This is a genomic window from uncultured Proteiniphilum sp. (assembly GCF_937873925.1).
GTDB lineage: Bacteria > Bacteroidota > Bacteroidia > Bacteroidales > Dysgonomonadaceae > Proteiniphilum.
Window position 1 is genome coordinate 25,363 of record NZ_CALNAT010000030.1, and the last position, 17,498, is coordinate 42,860.

General features: G+C 44.8%; 15 protein-coding genes. 8 read left to right on the forward strand and 7 right to left on the reverse strand.

The genetic code is table 11. From position 1 onward, the window contains the following. Positions 1–155 precede the first annotated feature (155 nt). The 7 genes from Q0502_RS02050 to Q0502_RS02080 all read right to left on the reverse strand — a co-directional run bounded on the left by Q0502_RS02050 (position 156) and on the right by Q0502_RS02080 (position 9,234). A complete protein-coding gene (locus Q0502_RS02050) occupies positions 156–2,387 on the reverse strand; it encodes a glycoside hydrolase family 2 TIM barrel-domain containing protein (protein WP_298646522.1) in 2,232 nt (743 codons plus the stop codon). A gap of 350 nt (positions 2,388–2,737) precedes the next feature. Further along, positions 2,738–4,168, reverse strand: coding sequence for a sugar porter family MFS transporter (locus Q0502_RS02055; protein ID WP_298646525.1), 1,431 nt, complete (start codon positions 4,166–4,168; stop codon positions 2,738–2,740). A gap of 16 nt (positions 4,169–4,184) precedes the next feature. Next, positions 4,185–4,976: a glucose-6-phosphate isomerase family protein gene (locus tag Q0502_RS02060; RefSeq protein ID WP_298646528.1), complete on the reverse strand. Its 792-nt coding sequence runs from the start codon at positions 4,974–4,976 to the stop codon at positions 4,185–4,187. After that, positions 4,954–6,729: a class I mannose-6-phosphate isomerase gene (locus tag Q0502_RS02065; protein ID WP_298646531.1), complete on the reverse strand. Its 1,776-nt coding sequence runs from the start codon at positions 6,727–6,729 to the stop codon at positions 4,954–4,956. Before Q0502_RS02065 ends, Q0502_RS02060 begins: the two co-directional genes overlap by 23 nt. Then, the gene (locus Q0502_RS02070; protein ID WP_298646533.1) at positions 6,729–7,679 is read right to left on the reverse strand and encodes an ROK family protein; all 951 of its coding nucleotides are present in this window, start codon (positions 7,677–7,679) and stop codon (positions 6,729–6,731) included. The genes Q0502_RS02065 and Q0502_RS02070 overlap by 1 nt, the downstream gene beginning before the upstream one ends. Positions 7,680–7,683: 4 nt before the next feature. Next, a complete protein-coding gene (locus Q0502_RS02075) occupies positions 7,684–8,244 on the reverse strand; it encodes a glucose-6-phosphate isomerase family protein (RefSeq protein WP_298646535.1) in 561 nt (186 codons plus the stop codon). 105 nt (positions 8,245–8,349) lie between these two features. Continuing rightward, complete coding sequence (locus Q0502_RS02080; protein WP_298646536.1) at positions 8,350–9,234, reverse strand: AraC family transcriptional regulator; 885 nt, start codon at positions 9,232–9,234, stop codon at positions 8,350–8,352. Positions 9,235–9,516: 282 nt separating this feature from the next. On the opposite strand from Q0502_RS02080, the gene cmk reads away from it, so the two are divergent. The 8 genes from cmk to Q0502_RS02120 all read left to right on the forward strand — a co-directional run bounded on the left by cmk (position 9,517) and on the right by Q0502_RS02120 (position 17,350). Beyond that, positions 9,517–10,224: a (d)CMP kinase gene (cmk, locus tag Q0502_RS02085; RefSeq protein ID WP_298646553.1), complete on the forward strand. Its 708-nt coding sequence runs from the start codon at positions 9,517–9,519 to the stop codon at positions 10,222–10,224. Continuing rightward, positions 10,211–11,104 carry a 4-hydroxy-3-methylbut-2-enyl diphosphate reductase gene (locus Q0502_RS02090; protein ID WP_298646538.1) on the forward strand — a complete coding sequence of 298 codons (894 nt, stop codon included), beginning with the start codon at positions 10,211–10,213 and terminating at the stop codon, positions 11,102–11,104. Before cmk ends, Q0502_RS02090 begins: the two co-directional genes overlap by 14 nt. A 108-nt stretch (positions 11,105–11,212) precedes the next feature. Further along, positions 11,213–12,196: a 6-phosphofructokinase gene (gene pfkA, locus Q0502_RS02095; RefSeq protein WP_298646540.1), complete on the forward strand. Its 984-nt coding sequence runs from the start codon at positions 11,213–11,215 to the stop codon at positions 12,194–12,196. Between the two features lie 245 nt (positions 12,197–12,441). Continuing rightward, positions 12,442–12,849 carry a methylmalonyl-CoA epimerase gene (gene mce / locus Q0502_RS02100; protein WP_298646542.1) on the forward strand — a complete coding sequence of 136 codons (408 nt, stop codon included), beginning with the start codon at positions 12,442–12,444 and terminating at the stop codon, positions 12,847–12,849. A 294-nt stretch (positions 12,850–13,143) separates the two neighbouring features. Further along, positions 13,144–14,706 (forward strand): acyl-CoA carboxylase subunit beta, encoded by a 1,563-nt coding sequence (locus tag Q0502_RS02105; protein WP_298646544.1) that lies wholly within the window; start codon positions 13,144–13,146, stop codon positions 14,704–14,706. Positions 14,707–14,718: 12 nt separating this feature from the next. Beyond that, positions 14,719–15,624, forward strand: a complete 906-nt coding sequence (locus Q0502_RS02110; protein WP_298646545.1) for an OadG family transporter subunit — start codon at positions 14,719–14,721, stop codon at positions 15,622–15,624. A gap of 109 nt (positions 15,625–15,733) precedes the next feature. Then, positions 15,734–16,177, forward strand: coding sequence for a biotin/lipoyl-containing protein (locus Q0502_RS02115; protein ID WP_298646546.1), 444 nt, complete (start codon positions 15,734–15,736; stop codon positions 16,175–16,177). A gap of 15 nt (positions 16,178–16,192) precedes the next feature. Next, positions 16,193–17,350, forward strand: coding sequence for a sodium ion-translocating decarboxylase subunit beta (locus tag Q0502_RS02120; protein ID WP_298646547.1), 1,158 nt, complete (start codon positions 16,193–16,195; stop codon positions 17,348–17,350). Positions 17,351–17,498: the final 148 nt, after the last annotated feature.

Below are 17,498 nucleotides of genomic sequence, written 5' to 3' on the forward strand. Positions count from 1 at the left end.
TAGATTTTTAGTAATTAAATAAAATACTCGCAGAAAAAGGGTTAGCATAGCTACCCATAGCACGCACAAAGGTGCTATAGCACAGATAATCAGGATAAAATATCCTACATCACATTACAATCAGATTATTTTTGGTATGTACGAATAGAGTTTTTTTATGGCGTTATTGTATAATATTCAAAATCCATATCCTCCTGAGCCACATTGATATATCTCCGGCTAACAACCGGCGTGTCTCTTCCTTCAGGGAAATATTCAGCGATCAACAGATACCCCCCTTCCTGTTGAGGAAGTTCGATCTGGCAAGGTTGCAATTTTTTACCGTAAGAGTCGATGATAAAGGGCATATCCGATTGAACGGCCACCTGACCGTCTTTGTCCAGTAATTTAACAACCACTTTACCTGTCGATTCTCTTTTATAATCATTGACACCCACCAGGTTGAACAACAGATTACTGCCGGGAAGATACGGTGCAAGATGTTTCGTATATCGCTGATCCACCACATCAATAAACACAGCTTCCGGGGCAAAGCAATGTTTGAACCAATTAAATACGGGAGCGACTTCCAGGTCTTTGATGTCATTGATAAACCAGTCACCCGTAAATCCGTAATTATTGGTCAGATGGCAAAAGGCCAGTACTCCGGCAATGCCTCTTTCTGCCCGCAACCACTCCGTTTCCAGTTGTAACCAATAGGCTTGCAGTTCACGACAAGCCTCAGGCGAAGAGGCTTTGTCTCCAAGATAATAATTATAATTATTCACTGTCAATTTGGAAGGCTTTCCGTTTCTCCACAGCCATATCCATCCATATTCATTCACCAACTGGGGTACACCGGCATCCTGAATACTGCGGAATCCCCCTTCCCATCCATGCAGATCACCCAGATTATAGGGATTTTTCCTGAAGTACTCATTCAGTTCGTCAGAATGCATCAGTGTCAATGCCCTGTACGGATGCGGTTCGTCCATTTCATCGTTACCCATATCATCAGCGGTCATATAACCGGCATCCCAGATACGGGTGGGATCAAGCTGTTTCAATTCCGGAATCAGCGTGTTTCCTATAAAGTCGTCCCAGTTCTCATTAATAGCGTCCCATATCACAATACTGGGGTGATTGCCATCGCTCCATACCCATTCGGTGTATTCTTTCCTTACCTGATCATCCCATCCGTGGTTTTGCCAGTAAAACCACTCGTTCTGCAGTACAATACCATACTCATCACAAAGGTCGTACCAGAAGTCGGGAACAATACCCACACAAATACGCATGGCATTCCAGTCAATAGACTTAGGCAGGTCGATCATCAGTTTCCTGACCCATTCCCTGTTCCATACCAGATCACGACAGTCCGGATCTTCAAAAAAGCGCTGCAAAGTAATGTTAGATCCACGCAGATAGTATTTATCACCATTTAGCGTGAAAAATTTCCCTTGCCGGGAAAAATCCCTCATCCCGAACCTAACGGTATAGGTATCTGCTAACTGATCTTTATCATATACCTTTACCTCGCCTTCATAAAGGAAAGGGGATTCGGGCGTCCAGGGAACGGACGAATCCAATTCAATCTCCGTCTCAAAATAGGTCCGGTTATCTCTTTTGGCTTCACCTTTTATCTCCTTTTTCGCCACCACCCTGCCGCTTGATCGTTCTTTAATGGCATATTCTATCCGGCAGGAGTCATACATTACATCTCCATATAACATTTGCGGAGGGTATGCGCTCAGCAAACGTGTCTTGACCGTTACTTTCTCTTCAGCCAGTGACGGCAGGAACAACACCTTGTCTACTTTCAGTTGTCCTGTTACAGTGATAAATACATCATCCCATATCCCCGGCAGGTAGTGGATTTTTTCCTTATCCGTACTTCCGGCTGCTTCACTGGGAAGCCACGCACGGTCGCCCACTTGTATAAGTATTTCATTGTCTTCGTCAGGACGAAGTGCTTCGGTTATATTGATATCGATCGGCGTATAGCTCTCTATATAACGTCCCATCATCATCCCATTTACATACACCACTGTAACGTATTGGCTTTTTTTGATGGTCAGGTATATCTGCTGCCCTTCGAAGTTTTTATCCAGACGCACATTCTTTTTATACCAGCTATACATCGGCGTATAGTCACGGTTCAGGAAGTTAAACTGTTCAACCAACCGGGTATCTTCCGGGCGTTGAAAGAACTTGTCATACTGCTCTATACGCGGCTCAGCCAGATGGACTAATCCCGGTACGGGAATTTTCCGCGTAAATTTCGTCGGAGGAAAAGCTGTTTTTGTCTGTTCAAATTCCCATTCCCCATTCAGTGAAACAGTGGCACGTCCCTCTGCAAAGGCAATGAGTGGGAGAACACATAAAAACAGTACAATTATCTTTTTCATACGATTATTTTATTTTTCTTGTTGGTATATGGAATATTTTAGAACCAAGCATTCCAGAACGTTTTTTCCGTTCAAAAAATGAACTGAAACACTTGAGTTTTGATTTTGTTTCTTAAGAGACTATTAAAATCAAGAACCAAGATGAATCTGTCAGTGAAGAGATTAAAATCAAAACCCGGAAGTTAAAATGTCTTGACTCTTTGCTCTTTACTCTTTACTCTTGATTAACATACTCGTTTCATAATATAGAAACTTTTCAATGATTCGATTTTACCTTTTACAAAACTACACTAACATATAAGGCATTCTTTTCAGGATTTCAACCAATAATTATGCTATTTTATTATTTTTCACTTCAGATCCCTCGGTTTCCCGTCATTTTTCCAGTGTTTCTCTATTTTTTCCAGTGAAACACCTTTCGTCTCAGGCACAAAGAAGTATCCCCAAACCAATCCGGCTAAAGCGATCAGACTGTAGAAAAAGAAGGCACCCGCAGGATTTCCCGTCGTTTCTCCGGCTACGACCAATTCAGTTCCCGGTATAGCAAGGGCTCTTACAAGTTTGAAGAAAGTGAAAGAAACAATCGTATTAAAAAACCAGACGGACAGGGAACCTAACGACGCGCCTAATCCTCTTACATATTGTGGAAAAACCTCTGAAATGATTAACCAACCTAACGGACCGATACTGATAGCGTAAAATGTCACATACAGGAACACCAATCCGATTGCCAGCCATTTACCCGTTTCGCCTAATTGATTGACAAAGATAAAAGAAGTGCTTAAGGCTATCAGGGATATCGCAATACCCGACAGACCGATAAAGTAAAGTTTCCTTCTTCCGAGACGATCTACAAAATAAACCGAAACGATGGTTGCCAAAACATTTACCACACCTACGCCAACCGAAGCCCATATTGCCGAAACAGCACCGTCGAATCCGGCCATCAGGAATATCTTCGGACTGTAATAAATTACTGTATTGATCCCGACAAATTGCTGGAAAAACATAATGCCGACAGCAATGAGCAGCGGAGTCCGCAACCACGGCCTTAAGAATTCCTTCCAACTGGAGGTGTTCTTCTCGTTTTCTTTCAGTTCCGCCTGTATTTGTCCGATCATAATCCCAACCGATTCCTCTGGTTCGATACGCGATAAAATCTTCCGGCTCTCATCAATTCTTCCCTTACTCATCAGCCAACGAGGTGTTTCGGGCATGAAATACATCCCGATAAGCAATATCAATGCCGGAATAACACCTATATAAAACATCGGGCGCCAGCAGGTAATATCCTGTTCATCCGCAAAGAAAAGATCGGAAAGATAGGAAGTCAATACACCGATAGTGATCATTAATTGGAACATGGATACCAACCTGCCACGCAAACGTGCCGGAGATATTTCAGCAATATAAAGGGGAACGGCAAACGAGGAGACACCAATGGCTACCCCCAGAAACAGGCGGGAAAGGATAAGATGGTAAATATCAGGGGCAAATCCCGACCATAAAGCGCCGATGGCAAATATGACTGCCGAAGCCAATATAACGGGTTTACGTCCCAACCGGTCGGTCACCTTCCCGCAGAATAAGGCGCCTAATATGGCACCTACCAAACCGGAAGAGGTAACCACTTCCACCATATGATCATCAATCCCGAAGTCTTGTTGAAAAAAGGGAATGGCTCCCGAAATAACTCCGGTATCAAAACCGAAGAGTAAACCGCCCGTTGCAGCGATCACTGCAATGACATAGATCAGATTCTTATTATAAGTATTATCCATGGGTGTAAATAATTTTTCAAGGGATAAAATTTTTCCACATATCTTCCTTTAATTGCGGTAGGGCTACATAGAGGAATGTTTCAGGATTCTCTTCAAAAGTCCGGTAAATAGGCTTACTTTTTTCAATTCCCAAGGCCGAATAATCGGCAGGACGCTTACAAATTAACTCCGAAGGTTCGTAAGCCGGATTCGCTTTCCAGGTAAGCTCATTCTTTTCATTGTAAACAGGGAACCAGGCAATACCGTTGTGCCGGCGAACGCCATCGTACACAAAACCGTAATCCCTGTCGCACAAGGCACCGAAAGTCAACGGTATTTCCAGATCGGCACTGATTGTCGCATGCACCCAATAGGGAGGAACAACAACCACATCACCCGCTTCGGCAAAGACAGCGAAACATCTTCCCGGATTGTCTTCAGCCCTCTCCTGCATATAGATAATAGCTTTACCGGCCCATATCTCATAGATTTCCGGAGTTGACCAACCGCTGTAGGACGAAACTTTATGCATGTGTCCCTGGCTTCTCACAGGTTCTTTTCCCAGCATTCCGGGTGCATACGTAACGACTCCAAACAGCAGGTGTAAAGATTCCAGCAACTCCCTATCTTTTTTCTTACCCACATCCATGGCGATTGAATAGACCACTTCGGGCCCTTCACACAAAGGATCCAACAGGCTTGAACGGATATCGTCGAGCCGGCGGTTCTCCGGTTCGGGGCCAAATACCTCCTCACCATAGATAAAACCGATTCCGGAGGAATGGGGTATAATGTTAATTCCGTAATCAAATACTTTCTGAGGCTTCATGACGGACATACGCTTTAATGGTGGCACATGTTTTTCCTTCCGATTCGCCATAGGGACGAATGGTATATGACCCTACTGCGGCAGGGACGATAAATGTTTCCGCATAGTGGACAACGAACGGCTCGAAAACTCCGGTCGGACTTTCTACAATAATCTCTCTTCCTTCAACCAGATTGAGCACATTCACACTTCCGTTGGTATGGTGAAGTACCGGACGTGAGAACCAGTGCCGGCGCGTTTCTATAAATTCCTGTGCATGCAGACCGGTTTTTTCTTCCAGCAAACCTTCTTCTTTCCGGATCACGGTGAATTTATTGACTAATTCCCGCTTCACCCATGATTCGGTACGGTTCCATTGTATCACCTTTTCTCCATGTTCAATATTGATCGGGCGGGGTTTTCCGTCCAATCCCAAACGTCCCCAATCCCAAAGCTTAAAGGTAAAGATAAAAGGAGTCGCACTGATTTCCAGCACCATACTATTCTTTCCCGAACAATGTACCGTCCCGCTCGGGATAAGTATATGATCATGTTTCTTCACAGGGTATACCCCCACATGTTTTTCCGCGTCAAAAACGCCCGTTTCCTGGGCTTCCTTTAATTCGGCGATCATATCTTCCGGGCAAACACCTTTTTTCAGTCCGAGATAAACGATGGCATCTTCTCCGGCATCAAGCAGATAATAGCTTTCATCCTGGGTATAATGCATGCCGAACTTTTCCTGTATGTATCCGGTCAGCGGGTGTACCTGCAAACTGAGGTTCCCCCCTTCCATCGTATCCAGAAAATCGAAACGGATCGGGAATTCATCCCCAAAACGTCCGTAAACCGGAACTCCCAACAATTGTTCGGGGAATGCAAATACAAGATTGATAGAAGGGATCTCGATGGTGATATCTCCAAAGCCGAGTAATAAACTGTTCTCTTCCGGTACGCAATCAAAGCACCATGCAAAATTGACGGTCGAACGATCCAGATCACAGACCTCTTTCATCCACTGCCCGCCCCAGGGCCCCGGATCAAAGAAAGGAACGACCCGGAAAGGCTGCGAAGCTGTTTTTCTCAACCCTTCCCATACTTTACCGGCAACGACCATTTTCGGCAAATCGGGAATGTTTGTATCCAATACATAATCCCAGTGGTGCATCAACCTTTTTTTGAAACGATCACATATACGCCAGTCTACGAAAAAGGCACGTTTATATTGTAAAGAGGGATGTTCGTTACGGTTATCCACTCCGATATTGCTTACTTCATTGCGACGAAACCGTTGTTGTATTTCCCAACGAGCCATGTCGGCATAAATCAGGATATCAGGATCCTGGCACAGATAGGCAGCTCCCGTACCATACACAATGACCGTCCCTTCCAAGGAATCAATATACTGTTGAACCACCTTCACTTTTTCTTTATCAAAAAAACGGTCAATATCATAGCGGGTCATATAACCGAATAGTTCATCGTCGGTTATGTCTTCATGGAAAAACATGTTAATTTCTTCTTCTGTCAACATGGCATCAGAAGAAATAACAAAATTGCTTTTACCAAATGCGCTTCGAAAGACGGGAATTATTTCCGGATCAATCACCCCCTGGTAACATTCGATGACTACTTTTTTAACCGGTTTATCAAGCCGCTCCAAAGAAGCTTTCACTTCTCCGATGATAGCCTCCCATCCTATCCAGCAACCGGTATGATGATCCGATACTTGTACAACCGGGAACTTATCGTAATTAATCATGTGTTTAGCCATTATAACAGTTTTTTCTTTTGGTTAAGGCAATAACAGAGCCCATGCAACGCAGCATTTTCAGATAATTGCGCTGTTATGATCTGGACTTCGGATGAAGGACACCAGGCATAACGAGCCACTCTTTCCTTAATATAAGGAATAATCACATCTGCACTATTCATTATACCTCCGCCCAACACGACTATTTCCGGGTCATAAGCATGGATATACGTCACGATAGCCGCACTCCAGATATCCATACATTCATTTCTAAGCAACAAAGCATCCTTATCGCCCGTTGCCGCTAAACCGAATATTTCTTTGAAATTCATCTTATCAGCCAACTGTTTAAACGAATCTGACAATTGAGGGTGTTCCCGTATGATAACCGGTAAAAAGAAAGAAGAGGCCATTGCTTCCACACAGCCCTTATTTCCACATGTACAGGAGCGCCCTTTGTAATCTATCACAAAATGTCCGCCTAATGAACCGGCCTGATAATGTTGACCGTACAATACATTTCCATCGATAATAACGCCCGTACCGATGCCTGTTCCTATCGTCATCATAACCACGTTTCTCTTTCCTCTTGCCGCACCTTGTTGCCATTCACCGAGCACAGCCAACCGGGCATCATTATCTATACAAAAAGGTACATTCCAATTCTGTTCTATCCATGCATTGAGATCATATTCACAGGCATCGTCATATTTTTCATTCGTGGAGATCACTTTCCCTTTATTCGGATCTACCAATCCAGGAAATGCCAGACCAATCCCGTCTAATTGCGCCGGTTCAATGTGCTGACGAGCAAGAATACTATCGATTGCTTCTTTTATCCGGGGCAGATTGGAAACAAACCCTATCGACAACCGGGAATTTAAATGTATGCATTCGATAATCTCTCCGTTACGGAGCAATCCGACCTTAACTACTGTTCCTCCCAGATCTATTGCTATTATATTTTCCATTCGCCTATATCAATTGAGGAATTCCGTCAACTTCCATTAACCGTGCCGAAAAACCTTTTTCGGCAATTTCTTCATAATCATGTCCGGCATCCGATGGCCAGCAGGCAGCAAAAGACAAAACCTTGTTACCGGTATTTGCCACCCGATGGGCCACTCCGCCCGGAATATAATGCAAACTGCCGGAAAACATCTTTTCACCCCAGACATTACGCTTCCGGTCCATCAGGATCAGTACGCCTTCTCCTTCGATTCCCCAATAATATTCCGCCCGGTTGTCCTGTGCGTGAAAATGACCTTTGGTCATGAAATATTCCTGCCCTACTTTGCCGGGATAAATATGTGTGATTCCAAAGTTAAGCGCGCCGGTCTTTCCGTCATTCTGCACCGGGGTATAGCTATATACCTCGTAGAGTAACGTCTCAGGATCCATTGTTTCATAGGATTTTACATCCTGGAAAAGATCTTTCAGATCCGATAAATTCCGGTTGCTTTTTGTTACTTCGTCCCCTAATAGGAGGTCACGGACAAATAACAGAGGAGGAACAATTATTTTTGGTGTTTCCATACACGTTATTTTTACAATATAAATAATACATTATCCATATTGCAAAAATAGCAGATCCAAGGATGCAGATGTTTTGGTATTTTTCCGAATAACTATAGTATTTTATTATAATACTTGCTTTTTCCTGGTACCGAATTCTTTCTGGAAATCAGAAGGAAGCATATTGGTTGATTTCTTGAACTGGCTGATAAAATTGGATAAATTGTTGAAACCCGATTCCATACTAATTATAGAGATTTTCTTTTTTCCTTCGATCAATAACTTTTTGGCATGGCCGATCCGCATATCGTTCAGATATTCGACAAACGTTTTTTTTGTACGTTCTTTAAAATAACGGCAAAAAGCCGTCGGAGTTAACCCCACAAGCGCTGCGACGTCTCCCAGTTTAATGGTTGTCGTAAAATTGGCAACCATATATTTGTATACTTTGTTGAATCGCTCAAAATCATCGGAATTGACCGACTCTGTAAAACCCACACTGGCCAGCACTTCATATTCCTCCGTAGTTGCCATCATTTCCAGCAATGTGATCAGTTCGGCTACCTTTCGGGCTCCCATATTTCTCGCCGACCGTTCAATAAAGTAAGCGATTCTCCTTTTCGATTCACCCACAAACTTAAGTCCCCGGCGTGACCGCTCAATCAAATCACGAATATTGGTCATTTCCGGCAATCGGATCAAATTAGATTCGAAAATCTCTTTTTTAAAAAACAAACAGATACAAGTAGCGCGAAGGCCTGATTCTTTATTGAAATAAATTTCGTCGTTCCTCCATTCATGAGGCAGTTTCGGACCGATCATACATACATCTCCCTCTGCATAGCCTTCTAAATGATCACCTACAAACCTCGTTCCCGTACCACTGATAATATACATAATCTCAATAGCCGGATGATAATGCCAGGGTACAATGAAGTGAGGCAGATCTTCTATATAATAATGTATATGACTATCTACGGGAAATGGCAACTCCTGGAACATCGGTTTCATAACTTATTCTTTTAATTATGCTATTTCAACAAGATCTATACTTTATTGAGCCCGTAATGATACAAAAATAAAATTTCAATGCAAAACCTGTATGATTTTTAACATTGTTAACCGATAAAATTCACTATCTCTTCACTTACATATTCAAAAGAATAAATATCCATTTCTGTTAAAAGATATTCTTACAAAAACATTCTATCTTTGTACATTGTTTACTCTATTCGGAAAGTTTGCCCGTTGCAGGTTATCGCGGGGAATAACGAAGATGATTGCTCATTGAATATGCACGCAAAAAAGATCAATATTGCCATCGACGGTTTTTCCTCGTGCGGCAAAAGTACAATGGCCAAAGACCTGGCCAGGGAGTTGGGTTATACCTATATCGACAGTGGCGCTATGTACCGGGCCGTTGCTTTGTACGCCATCAGAAAAGGCTGGATCACAGAAACAGCGATGGACGAAGAAGCCCTGCATAAACATATTTCAGAGATAAAGATAACATTCAGCCCTAATGCACAGGGCGGGCAGGATACTTATCTGAACGGAGAAAATGTGGAAGATGAGATTCGCTCTCTGGAGGCCGCCAACGGTGCCAGCCGGGTGAGTACCCTCGGGTTTGTACGGAAAGAGCTGGTCCGCCAGCAACAGGAGATGGGAAAAGAGAAGGGAGTAGTGATGGACGGCCGCGATATAGGTACAGTGGTTTTTCCGGATGCTGAATTGAAACTGTTTATTACTGCACCGCCCGAAATACGTGCACAACGCCGTTTCGACGAGATGAAGGCCAAAGGGTTCAACCCGCCGGCTTATGAAGATATCCTGGCGAATGTGAAGGAACGCGACCTGCGCGACACTACCCGGGCCGAGAGTCCCCTACGCAAAGCCGATGATGCCATTGAACTCAACAATACACACGTCGGTATTGAGGGACAACTCCAATGGGCATTGGATATGTTTAACAGAATCACAACAGAAAATGAACAGAATTGAAATAGACAGGCAGTCCGGATGCTGTTTTGGAGTAGCAAAAGCTATCTCCAAAGCGGAGGAGGAACTGCAGAAAGGAGGCACACTCTATTGCCTGGGTGACATCGTCCATAACAATATAGAGGTGGAACGCCTGGAAAAGATGGGATTGATCACCATCGATCATGAGCAATTCAAGCAATTGAAAAACGTACGGGTATTACTCCGCGCCCATGGGGAGCCGCCCAGTACTTACGAAATTGCCAAACAGAACAATATAGAGCTTATTGATGCCTCTTGTCCGGTGGTATTGGGATTGCAGAAACGGATCAAGAAAAAATTCACCCACGCCGAAAGCGACGATGCCCAAATTGTCCTCTTCGGTAAAAAAGGGCATGCAGAAGTGAACGGTTTGCTCGGGCAGACAGATGAGTCTGCTATTGTAATAGAAAACAAAGAAGAAATAGAAAAGCTGGACTTTACCAGAGATATCAGTCTCTTTTCCCAAACCACCAAGTCCCTTGAAGGTTTCCGCGAAGTGGGAGAACTCATCAAATCCCGTATGCAGAACGGGGCCAAATTTGAATTCTACGACACCATCTGCAGGCAGGTATCGAACCGGGTTCCCAATATACAGGAGTTTGCAGAAAATCATGATCTCATCTTTTTCATTGCCGGCGAGAAAAGTTCCAATGGTAAAGTGCTCTTTGCCGAGTGTAAAAAAAAGAATCCCAATTCATATCTCATTCACCATCCGGACGAGATCGATCCGGCGCTTCTGAAAAAGGACATCAGTATCGGCATTTGTGGTGCCACCTCTACACCTATGTGGCAAATGGAGGCCGTAGCCGAAAATATCGCAAAACTACAACCTCAGATGCAGGTTGAAAAAGCAGCTTTTTAAGCTGCTTTTTTTTGTTGCATCGTTAAAAAAATCTATCTTTGCGCTTTGTTACTTTAAAGGGGATCTGAATGAATAACCGGCAAAGTTTCAAAGGTAAACATTTCAATTATGGACTCTAACATAAAAAGCGTGGGTGTCCTCACTTCAGGGGGAGATGCGCCCGGTATGAATGCCGCCATTCGCGCCGTAACGCGTGCCGGCATCTTCAATGGCATGAAGGTGTACGGAATTTACAGAGGGTACAGGGGCTTGATCTCGGACGAGATCATTGAATTCAAGACCAACAGTGTAAGTAATATTATTCAACAGGGAGGAACCATGCTGAAAACAGCCCGCTCATCGGAGTTCCTGACCGAAGAGGGACGCAGGCTCGCTTACGAGAACATGCGGAAGCATGATATCGAGGCGTTGGTTGTGATCGGCGGCGACGGCTCTCTCACGGGTGCCGGTATTTTCGCCAATGAATATAACATTCCCATTGTAGGGCTTCCCGGAACTATAGACAATGACCTGAGCGGTACCGACACGACTATCGGGTATGATACGGCGCTGAACACCATTATGCAATCAATGGACAAAATACGTGATACGGCCACTTCACACGAGCGTCTGTTCTTTATAGAGGTGATGGGGCGTAATTGCGGTTACCTGGCGCTTAACAGTGCCGTTGCTTCGGGAGCGGAAGCAGCTATCATCCCCGAGATAAGCATAGAGAAGGACCAGTTGGGAGAACTTATTGAGCAGGGGTTTCGCAAATCAAAAAACAGCAGTATGGTGCTTGTCACCGAAAGCGAAGTTACCGGCGGAGCCATAAAATTAGCAGAACGGGTAAAAACGGAGTATCCCCAATACGATGTACGTGTCTCCATACTCGGACACCTGCAGCGCGGCGGTTCACCCACGGCGCAGGACCGTATCCTTGCAAGCCGTATGGGTATTGCAGCCATACAGGCATTAATGGAAAATCAACGGAACGTGGTGATGGGTATCCGGGAGAACGAGATAGTGTATGTTCCCTTTAAAAGGGCTATAAAAAAAGACAGGGAGATCAGCGAAGAAATGCTGAATGTATTACGTATCTCCTCTATCTGATGATCACTATCCCGTCCTTTCCTGAAAAGTTCCATACGCCATAGAGTAAATTAATCATATGAAACCGACATGTTTAAAATAATCTTTAAACACCCGAAGGAAATGATTATTTTAAATATCAAAAGTTCCATACCCCGAAATGAAAGAAATAAAATAATCGCATGAAATATTCGTTTTTTATTCTTTTTTAGGACTGAAAGGCGTACTTTTGCAGTCAGACTGAAATATCACAAGAAGATAAATATATGGAAATTACACACATTGAGCACATCGGGATAGCTGTAAAGAGCATCGAAGAACAATTACCCTATTATGAGGGAATTCTGGGGCTGAAATGCTATAATATCGAGACAGTGGAAGATCAAAAAGTAAAAACGGCATTTTTTATGGTGGGACAGACCAAGATCGAACTTTTGGAGCCGACCGATGAAGAGAGTACCATCGCCAAATTCATTGAGAAAAGAGGTGAGGGAATACATCATATCGCCTATGCAACCAAAAATGTAAACGGAGCTTTGAAGGAACTGGAAGACAAAGGCGTACGATTGATAGACCGGGAGGCGCGCGGGGGCGCCGAAGGATTGCGCATCGCTTTCCTGCATCCCAAATCTACCGGCAGTGTCCTCACCGAACTTTGCGAACATCCCGAATAGGCCGGCGAGAACCTTTCAGCGGTTCAATTATTTAGGAAAATTTTCACATCAAACAATATAGTTAAGCAATACGGTTCAATTACATTAGTCATTTGAATTTTGTTCTACTATTTCAACGCTCGGTAAAGCAAATAAATTTGCTCTGCTCTCACTTAACGAAATAGTTGCTCGCTATGGCAAAAAGTTCAACTGACGACAAACCGAGTCCAAAAACAAACTTGTTTGAGTTTTGGTAAGGTACAAAGAAAAAAGACCGTTGCGAAAACCTATTTCGTTTTAAATCAACATTTTTATATGAGCAACCAACTCGAAAAAGTAAAAGAGCTTATCCAACTGCGTGAGAAAGCTCGTTTAGGGGGTGGCGAAAAGAGAATCGAGTCGCAACACCTCAAAGGGAAATATACGGCACGCGAAAGACTCGCCATGCTTTTGGACGAAGGAAGTTTTGAAGAATTCGACATGTTCGTGGAACATCGTTGCCACAACTTCGGAATGGAAAAAACCACATTCCTGGGAGATGGAGTGGTAACAGGTTTCGGAACCATTGACGGACGGCTTGTCTATGTCTTCGCACAGGATTTCACCGTTTCCGGCGGTTCCTTGTCCGAAATGCATGCACAGAAGATCTGTAAGGTGATGGATCAGGCATTAAAAATGGGAGCCCCTGTTATTGGGATTAACGACTCCGGTGGCGCCCGTATCCAGGAGGGTATCAACGCATTGGGAGGTTATGCCGAAATATTTCAGCGCAACATCCTGGCATCGGGTGTGATCCCCCAGATATCGGGTATTTTCGGCCCCTGTGCCGGAGGAGCGGTTTACTCCCCTGCCCTCACCGACTTCATCATCATGACCCAGGGAACTTCCTATATGTTCCTCACCGGCCCCAAAGTGGTAAAGACAGTAACAGGTGAAGACGTTACCCAGGAGCAATTGGGAGGCGCTTCAGTACATTCTTCCAAATCGGGTGTTTCCCAATTCCAGGTACAGACCGAAGAAGACGGAATGAAACTGATTCGCCAACTGTTCAGCTATATTCCGCAGAACAACCTGGAAGAAGCACCTCTGCAGCCCAATGATGACCCGATCGACAGGCTGGATGACGGACTCAATGATATCATCCCCGACAGCCCCAACAAACCATACGATATGTATGAAGTGATTGGAGCCATCATTGACAAGGGAGAGTTTCTGGAAGTCCATGCCGATTACGCGAAAAATATAATTGTGGGCTTTGCCCGTTTCAATGGAGTCTCGGTCGGTATTGTCGCTAACCAGCCTAAATACCTTGCCGGTGTGCTCGATATCAATGCTTCACGCAAAGCGGCACGTTTTGTCCGTTTCTGCGATGCTTTCAATATACCGATCGTCTCGCTGGTGGATGTTCCCGGATTCCTTCCCGGCACAGGACAGGAATACGGCGGGGTAATCACCCACGGTGCTAAACTACTCTACGCTTACGGTGAAGCTACCGTACCGAAGATAACCGTCACATTACGCAAATCATACGGAGGAGCGCATATCGTGATGAGTTGCAAACAACTCCGGGGAGATATCAACTACGCATGGCCCACGGCAGAGATTGCCGTTATGGGAGCCGACGGAGCGGTTGAGGTGCTTTACAGTAAGGAGATCGCCGCCGAAAAAGATCCGGAAAAAATGGCCGCTGTGAAGGAAGAGAAGAAAAAAGAGTACAACGACCTTTTCACCAACCCCTATGTAGCCGCACGCTACGGGTATATCGACGACGTGATTGAGCCGCGGAACACCCGTTTCCGTGTAATTCGTGCATTGCAGCAACTGCAGACCAAAAAATTGCAGAACCCTCCCAAGAAGCACGACAATCTACCTCTTTAAAAGCAGTTGAATATGAGAAATTATACAATAGCATTATTTCTTTTCACCGCAGTACTGTTGTCCACCGGATGTAGTTCCAAACAAAGGAATCCGGCCTGGGTTATCAACGAGGTCATGGTTGTCAACCAAGGCAGCTATATGGATGATTTCGGACAACGGAACGGCTGGATCGAGATATACAACAATACGGCAAAGACCCAGGATCTGGGAGGGCGATACCTCACCAACGATCGTAATAATCCGAAAAAATACCCGATCCCCCGGGGGGATGTCCTCACTAAGATACCTCCCCATCAGCATGCTCTTTTCTGGGCGGATGACGAACCTTTCAACGGAACGTTTCATGTGAGCTTCAAACTCGACCCCACGAAAGAGAACTATATCGCACTGTATGATAACGACGGGAAAACATTGCTGGACGAGATCGTGGTCCCGGCCGGAATGCTGACTGATCAGACCTACGGCTATCCGCAGGATGGTATAAAATATGATGAAGAAGGCAGAAGCCTTGCTACCCACCTTGAGAGGGTAACTCCCAGCAGCAATAACGCCATTCTGGAAGAAAACCCCAAAGTGGTAAGCCTTCAGGAAACCGACGTGTGGGGTGGAATGCTTACCATCACCTCCATGCTGGTGGTATTTTTCGCACTGATTGCTTTGTATCTCTTTTTTAAATTATCCGGGAATATTGCCGGAAGGATGTCGGAAAGAAAAGTGGCCAAAAGCGGTACGCTTTCGGCCGTGAGAAGCCATACCCATTTATCCGGTGAAGTGCTGGCCGCGATCTCCGCTGCCATTCACGAGATGAGGGAGGATCAGCACGATATAGAATCTACTATTCTCACTATTCAGCATGTAAAGAGAAACTACTCTCCATGGAATGCCAAGCGACAGTCGTTAAGAGAATTACCTAAATAGATTCAAGATTTAAGATTCAAGATTTAAGACCAATAAATAAATTAATTGATCAGGTGAAAATCCAAAACTTTTCATTTTTAGTTTTTCACTTTTCACTAATTTTAATCATATGAAAGAGTTCAATTATAAAATCAACGGGGCCCCCTACAGGGTAGTGGTTACCAAATCGGACAGCGAACTTGTGGAACTGGAAGTGAACGGTACGCCCTATACGGTTGAAATGACACCGAAAACAAAAAAACCGAAGGCCGTAGTACAACGCCAAAGCGTCATACCCCAGGGACCTACGCCCCAGGGTACAACCACACCTCTCGTGACAAGGCCATCCGAGCCTACCGGTAAGAACACCATTCAATCCCCCCTTCCAGGTATTATATTAGATATTCGCTGCAAGGTAGGTGATATGGTAAAGAAAGGGCAAACCCTTATGATCCTTGAAGCAATGAAGATGGAAAACAACATCCTTGCCAACGGAAACGGGAAAGTAACGGAAATTCTTGTCCAGAAAGGGGATTCGGTTCTCGAAGGAGCCGATCTTGTAGTTATTGAATAAAACCCGGGATTGAATATGAATACATTATTATCATTAACAGACAATCTACGAACGTTCTGGGGCTACACCGGATTTGCCAATGCCGAAACGGGACATATTGTGATGATCCTCGTGGGGTTATTCTTTATTTATCTTGCCGTAAAGAAGGAATATGAACCCCTCCTGTTGATCCCCATCGGCTTTGGTATCCTCATCGGAAATATTCCTTTCAATGAGGCGGCCAACCTGCAAGTCGGGATTTATGAAGAGGGATCCGTTTTCAATATCCTGTATCAGGGTGTGGTACAAGGTTGGTATCCACCGTTGATCTTCCTCGGTATCGGAGCCATGACCGACTTCTCATCTTTGATAGCCAATCCCAAGCTGATCCTGATCGGGGCAGCTGCCCAATTCGGGATTTTCGGAGCCTATATAATCGCTTTGCAATTGGGATTTGCTCCCAACGAAGCAGGAGCAATCGGTATTATTGGAGGTGCGGACGGTCCGACCGCCATCTTTACCACATCGAAACTCGCCCCGCACCTGTTGGGGGCGGTAGCCATCTCGGCCTACTCCTATATGGCACTGGTACCTGTGATACAGCCTCCATTTATGCGGATGCTGACGACAAAAAAAGAGCGGGTCATCAAGATGAAGACACCACGGGTGGTTTCACAGACAGAAAAAGTGCTGTTCCCCATCATGGGGCTATTGCTGACAGCTTTTCTGGTACCCTCCGGACTTCCCCTGCTGGGGATGCTCTTCTTCGGCAACCTATTGAAAGAATCAGGGGTAACCCGCCGTCTTGCCGAAACGGCGCGCGGACCGCTGATCGATACCATCACTATTCTGCTGGGGCTCACTGTAGGTGCTTCCACACAGGCGACTACTTTCCTGCGGATAGAATCACTGAAAGTATTCGCTATTGGGGCGCTTTCATTTATTATTGCCACTTGCGCAGGAATCCTCTTCGTGAAGATGTTCAATCTTATATTACCGAAAGAGAAGAAGATCAATCCGCTGATCGGAAACGCCGGTGTTTCTGCCGTACCTGATTCGGCCCGAATTTCGCAAGTAATCGGACTGGAATATGAACCCAGCAACTATTTGCTGATGCATGCCATGGGGCCCAATGTGGCTGGCGTGATCGGCTCTGCAGTGGCTGCCGGTATCCTATTAGGATTCTTGTATTAAAAACGGATCATTCGTTTAATTGAAGAGGCGAGGCAGGAGCCTCGTTTCTTCGTAAAAACGGTGTGGTGCACATACGAACAGATTATTATCAAAGAATATAATTGATACTTTTATGGGCTTAGAACAACTGTTGCCGGCAATAGCCGGT

Coding starts and splice junctions, on each gene's coding strand:
- Q0502_RS02050 (WP_298646522.1), bottom strand. CDS start 2,387: ATGAAAAAGATAATTGTACTGTTTTTATGTGTTCTCCCACTCATTGCC.
- Q0502_RS02055 (WP_298646525.1), bottom strand. CDS start 4,168: ATGGATAATACTTATAATAAGAATCTGATCTATGTCATTGCAGTGATC.
- Q0502_RS02060 (WP_298646528.1), bottom strand. CDS start 4,976: ATGAAGCCTCAGAAAGTATTTGATTACGGAATTAACATTATACCCCAT.
- Q0502_RS02065 (WP_298646531.1), bottom strand. CDS start 6,729: ATGGCTAAACACATGATTAATTACGATAAGTTCCCGGTTGTACAAGTA.
- Q0502_RS02070 (WP_298646533.1), bottom strand. CDS start 7,679: ATGGAAAATATAATAGCAATAGATCTGGGAGGAACAGTAGTTAAGGTC.
- Q0502_RS02075 (WP_298646535.1), bottom strand. CDS start 8,244: ATGGAAACACCAAAAATAATTGTTCCTCCTCTGTTATTTGTCCGTGAC.
- Q0502_RS02080 (WP_298646536.1), bottom strand. CDS start 9,234: ATGAAACCGATGTTCCAGGAGTTGCCATTTCCCGTAGATAGTCATATA.
- cmk (WP_298646553.1), top strand. CDS start 9,517: ATGCACGCAAAAAAGATCAATATTGCCATCGACGGTTTTTCCTCGTGC.
- Q0502_RS02090 (WP_298646538.1), top strand. CDS start 10,211: ATGAACAGAATTGAAATAGACAGGCAGTCCGGATGCTGTTTTGGAGTA.
- pfkA (WP_298646540.1), top strand. CDS start 11,213: ATGGACTCTAACATAAAAAGCGTGGGTGTCCTCACTTCAGGGGGAGAT.
- mce (WP_298646542.1), top strand. CDS start 12,442: ATGGAAATTACACACATTGAGCACATCGGGATAGCTGTAAAGAGCATC.
- Q0502_RS02105 (WP_298646544.1), top strand. CDS start 13,144: ATGAGCAACCAACTCGAAAAAGTAAAAGAGCTTATCCAACTGCGTGAG.
- Q0502_RS02110 (WP_298646545.1), top strand. CDS start 14,719: ATGAGAAATTATACAATAGCATTATTTCTTTTCACCGCAGTACTGTTG.
- Q0502_RS02115 (WP_298646546.1), top strand. CDS start 15,734: ATGAAAGAGTTCAATTATAAAATCAACGGGGCCCCCTACAGGGTAGTG.
- Q0502_RS02120 (WP_298646547.1), top strand. CDS start 16,193: ATGAATACATTATTATCATTAACAGACAATCTACGAACGTTCTGGGGC.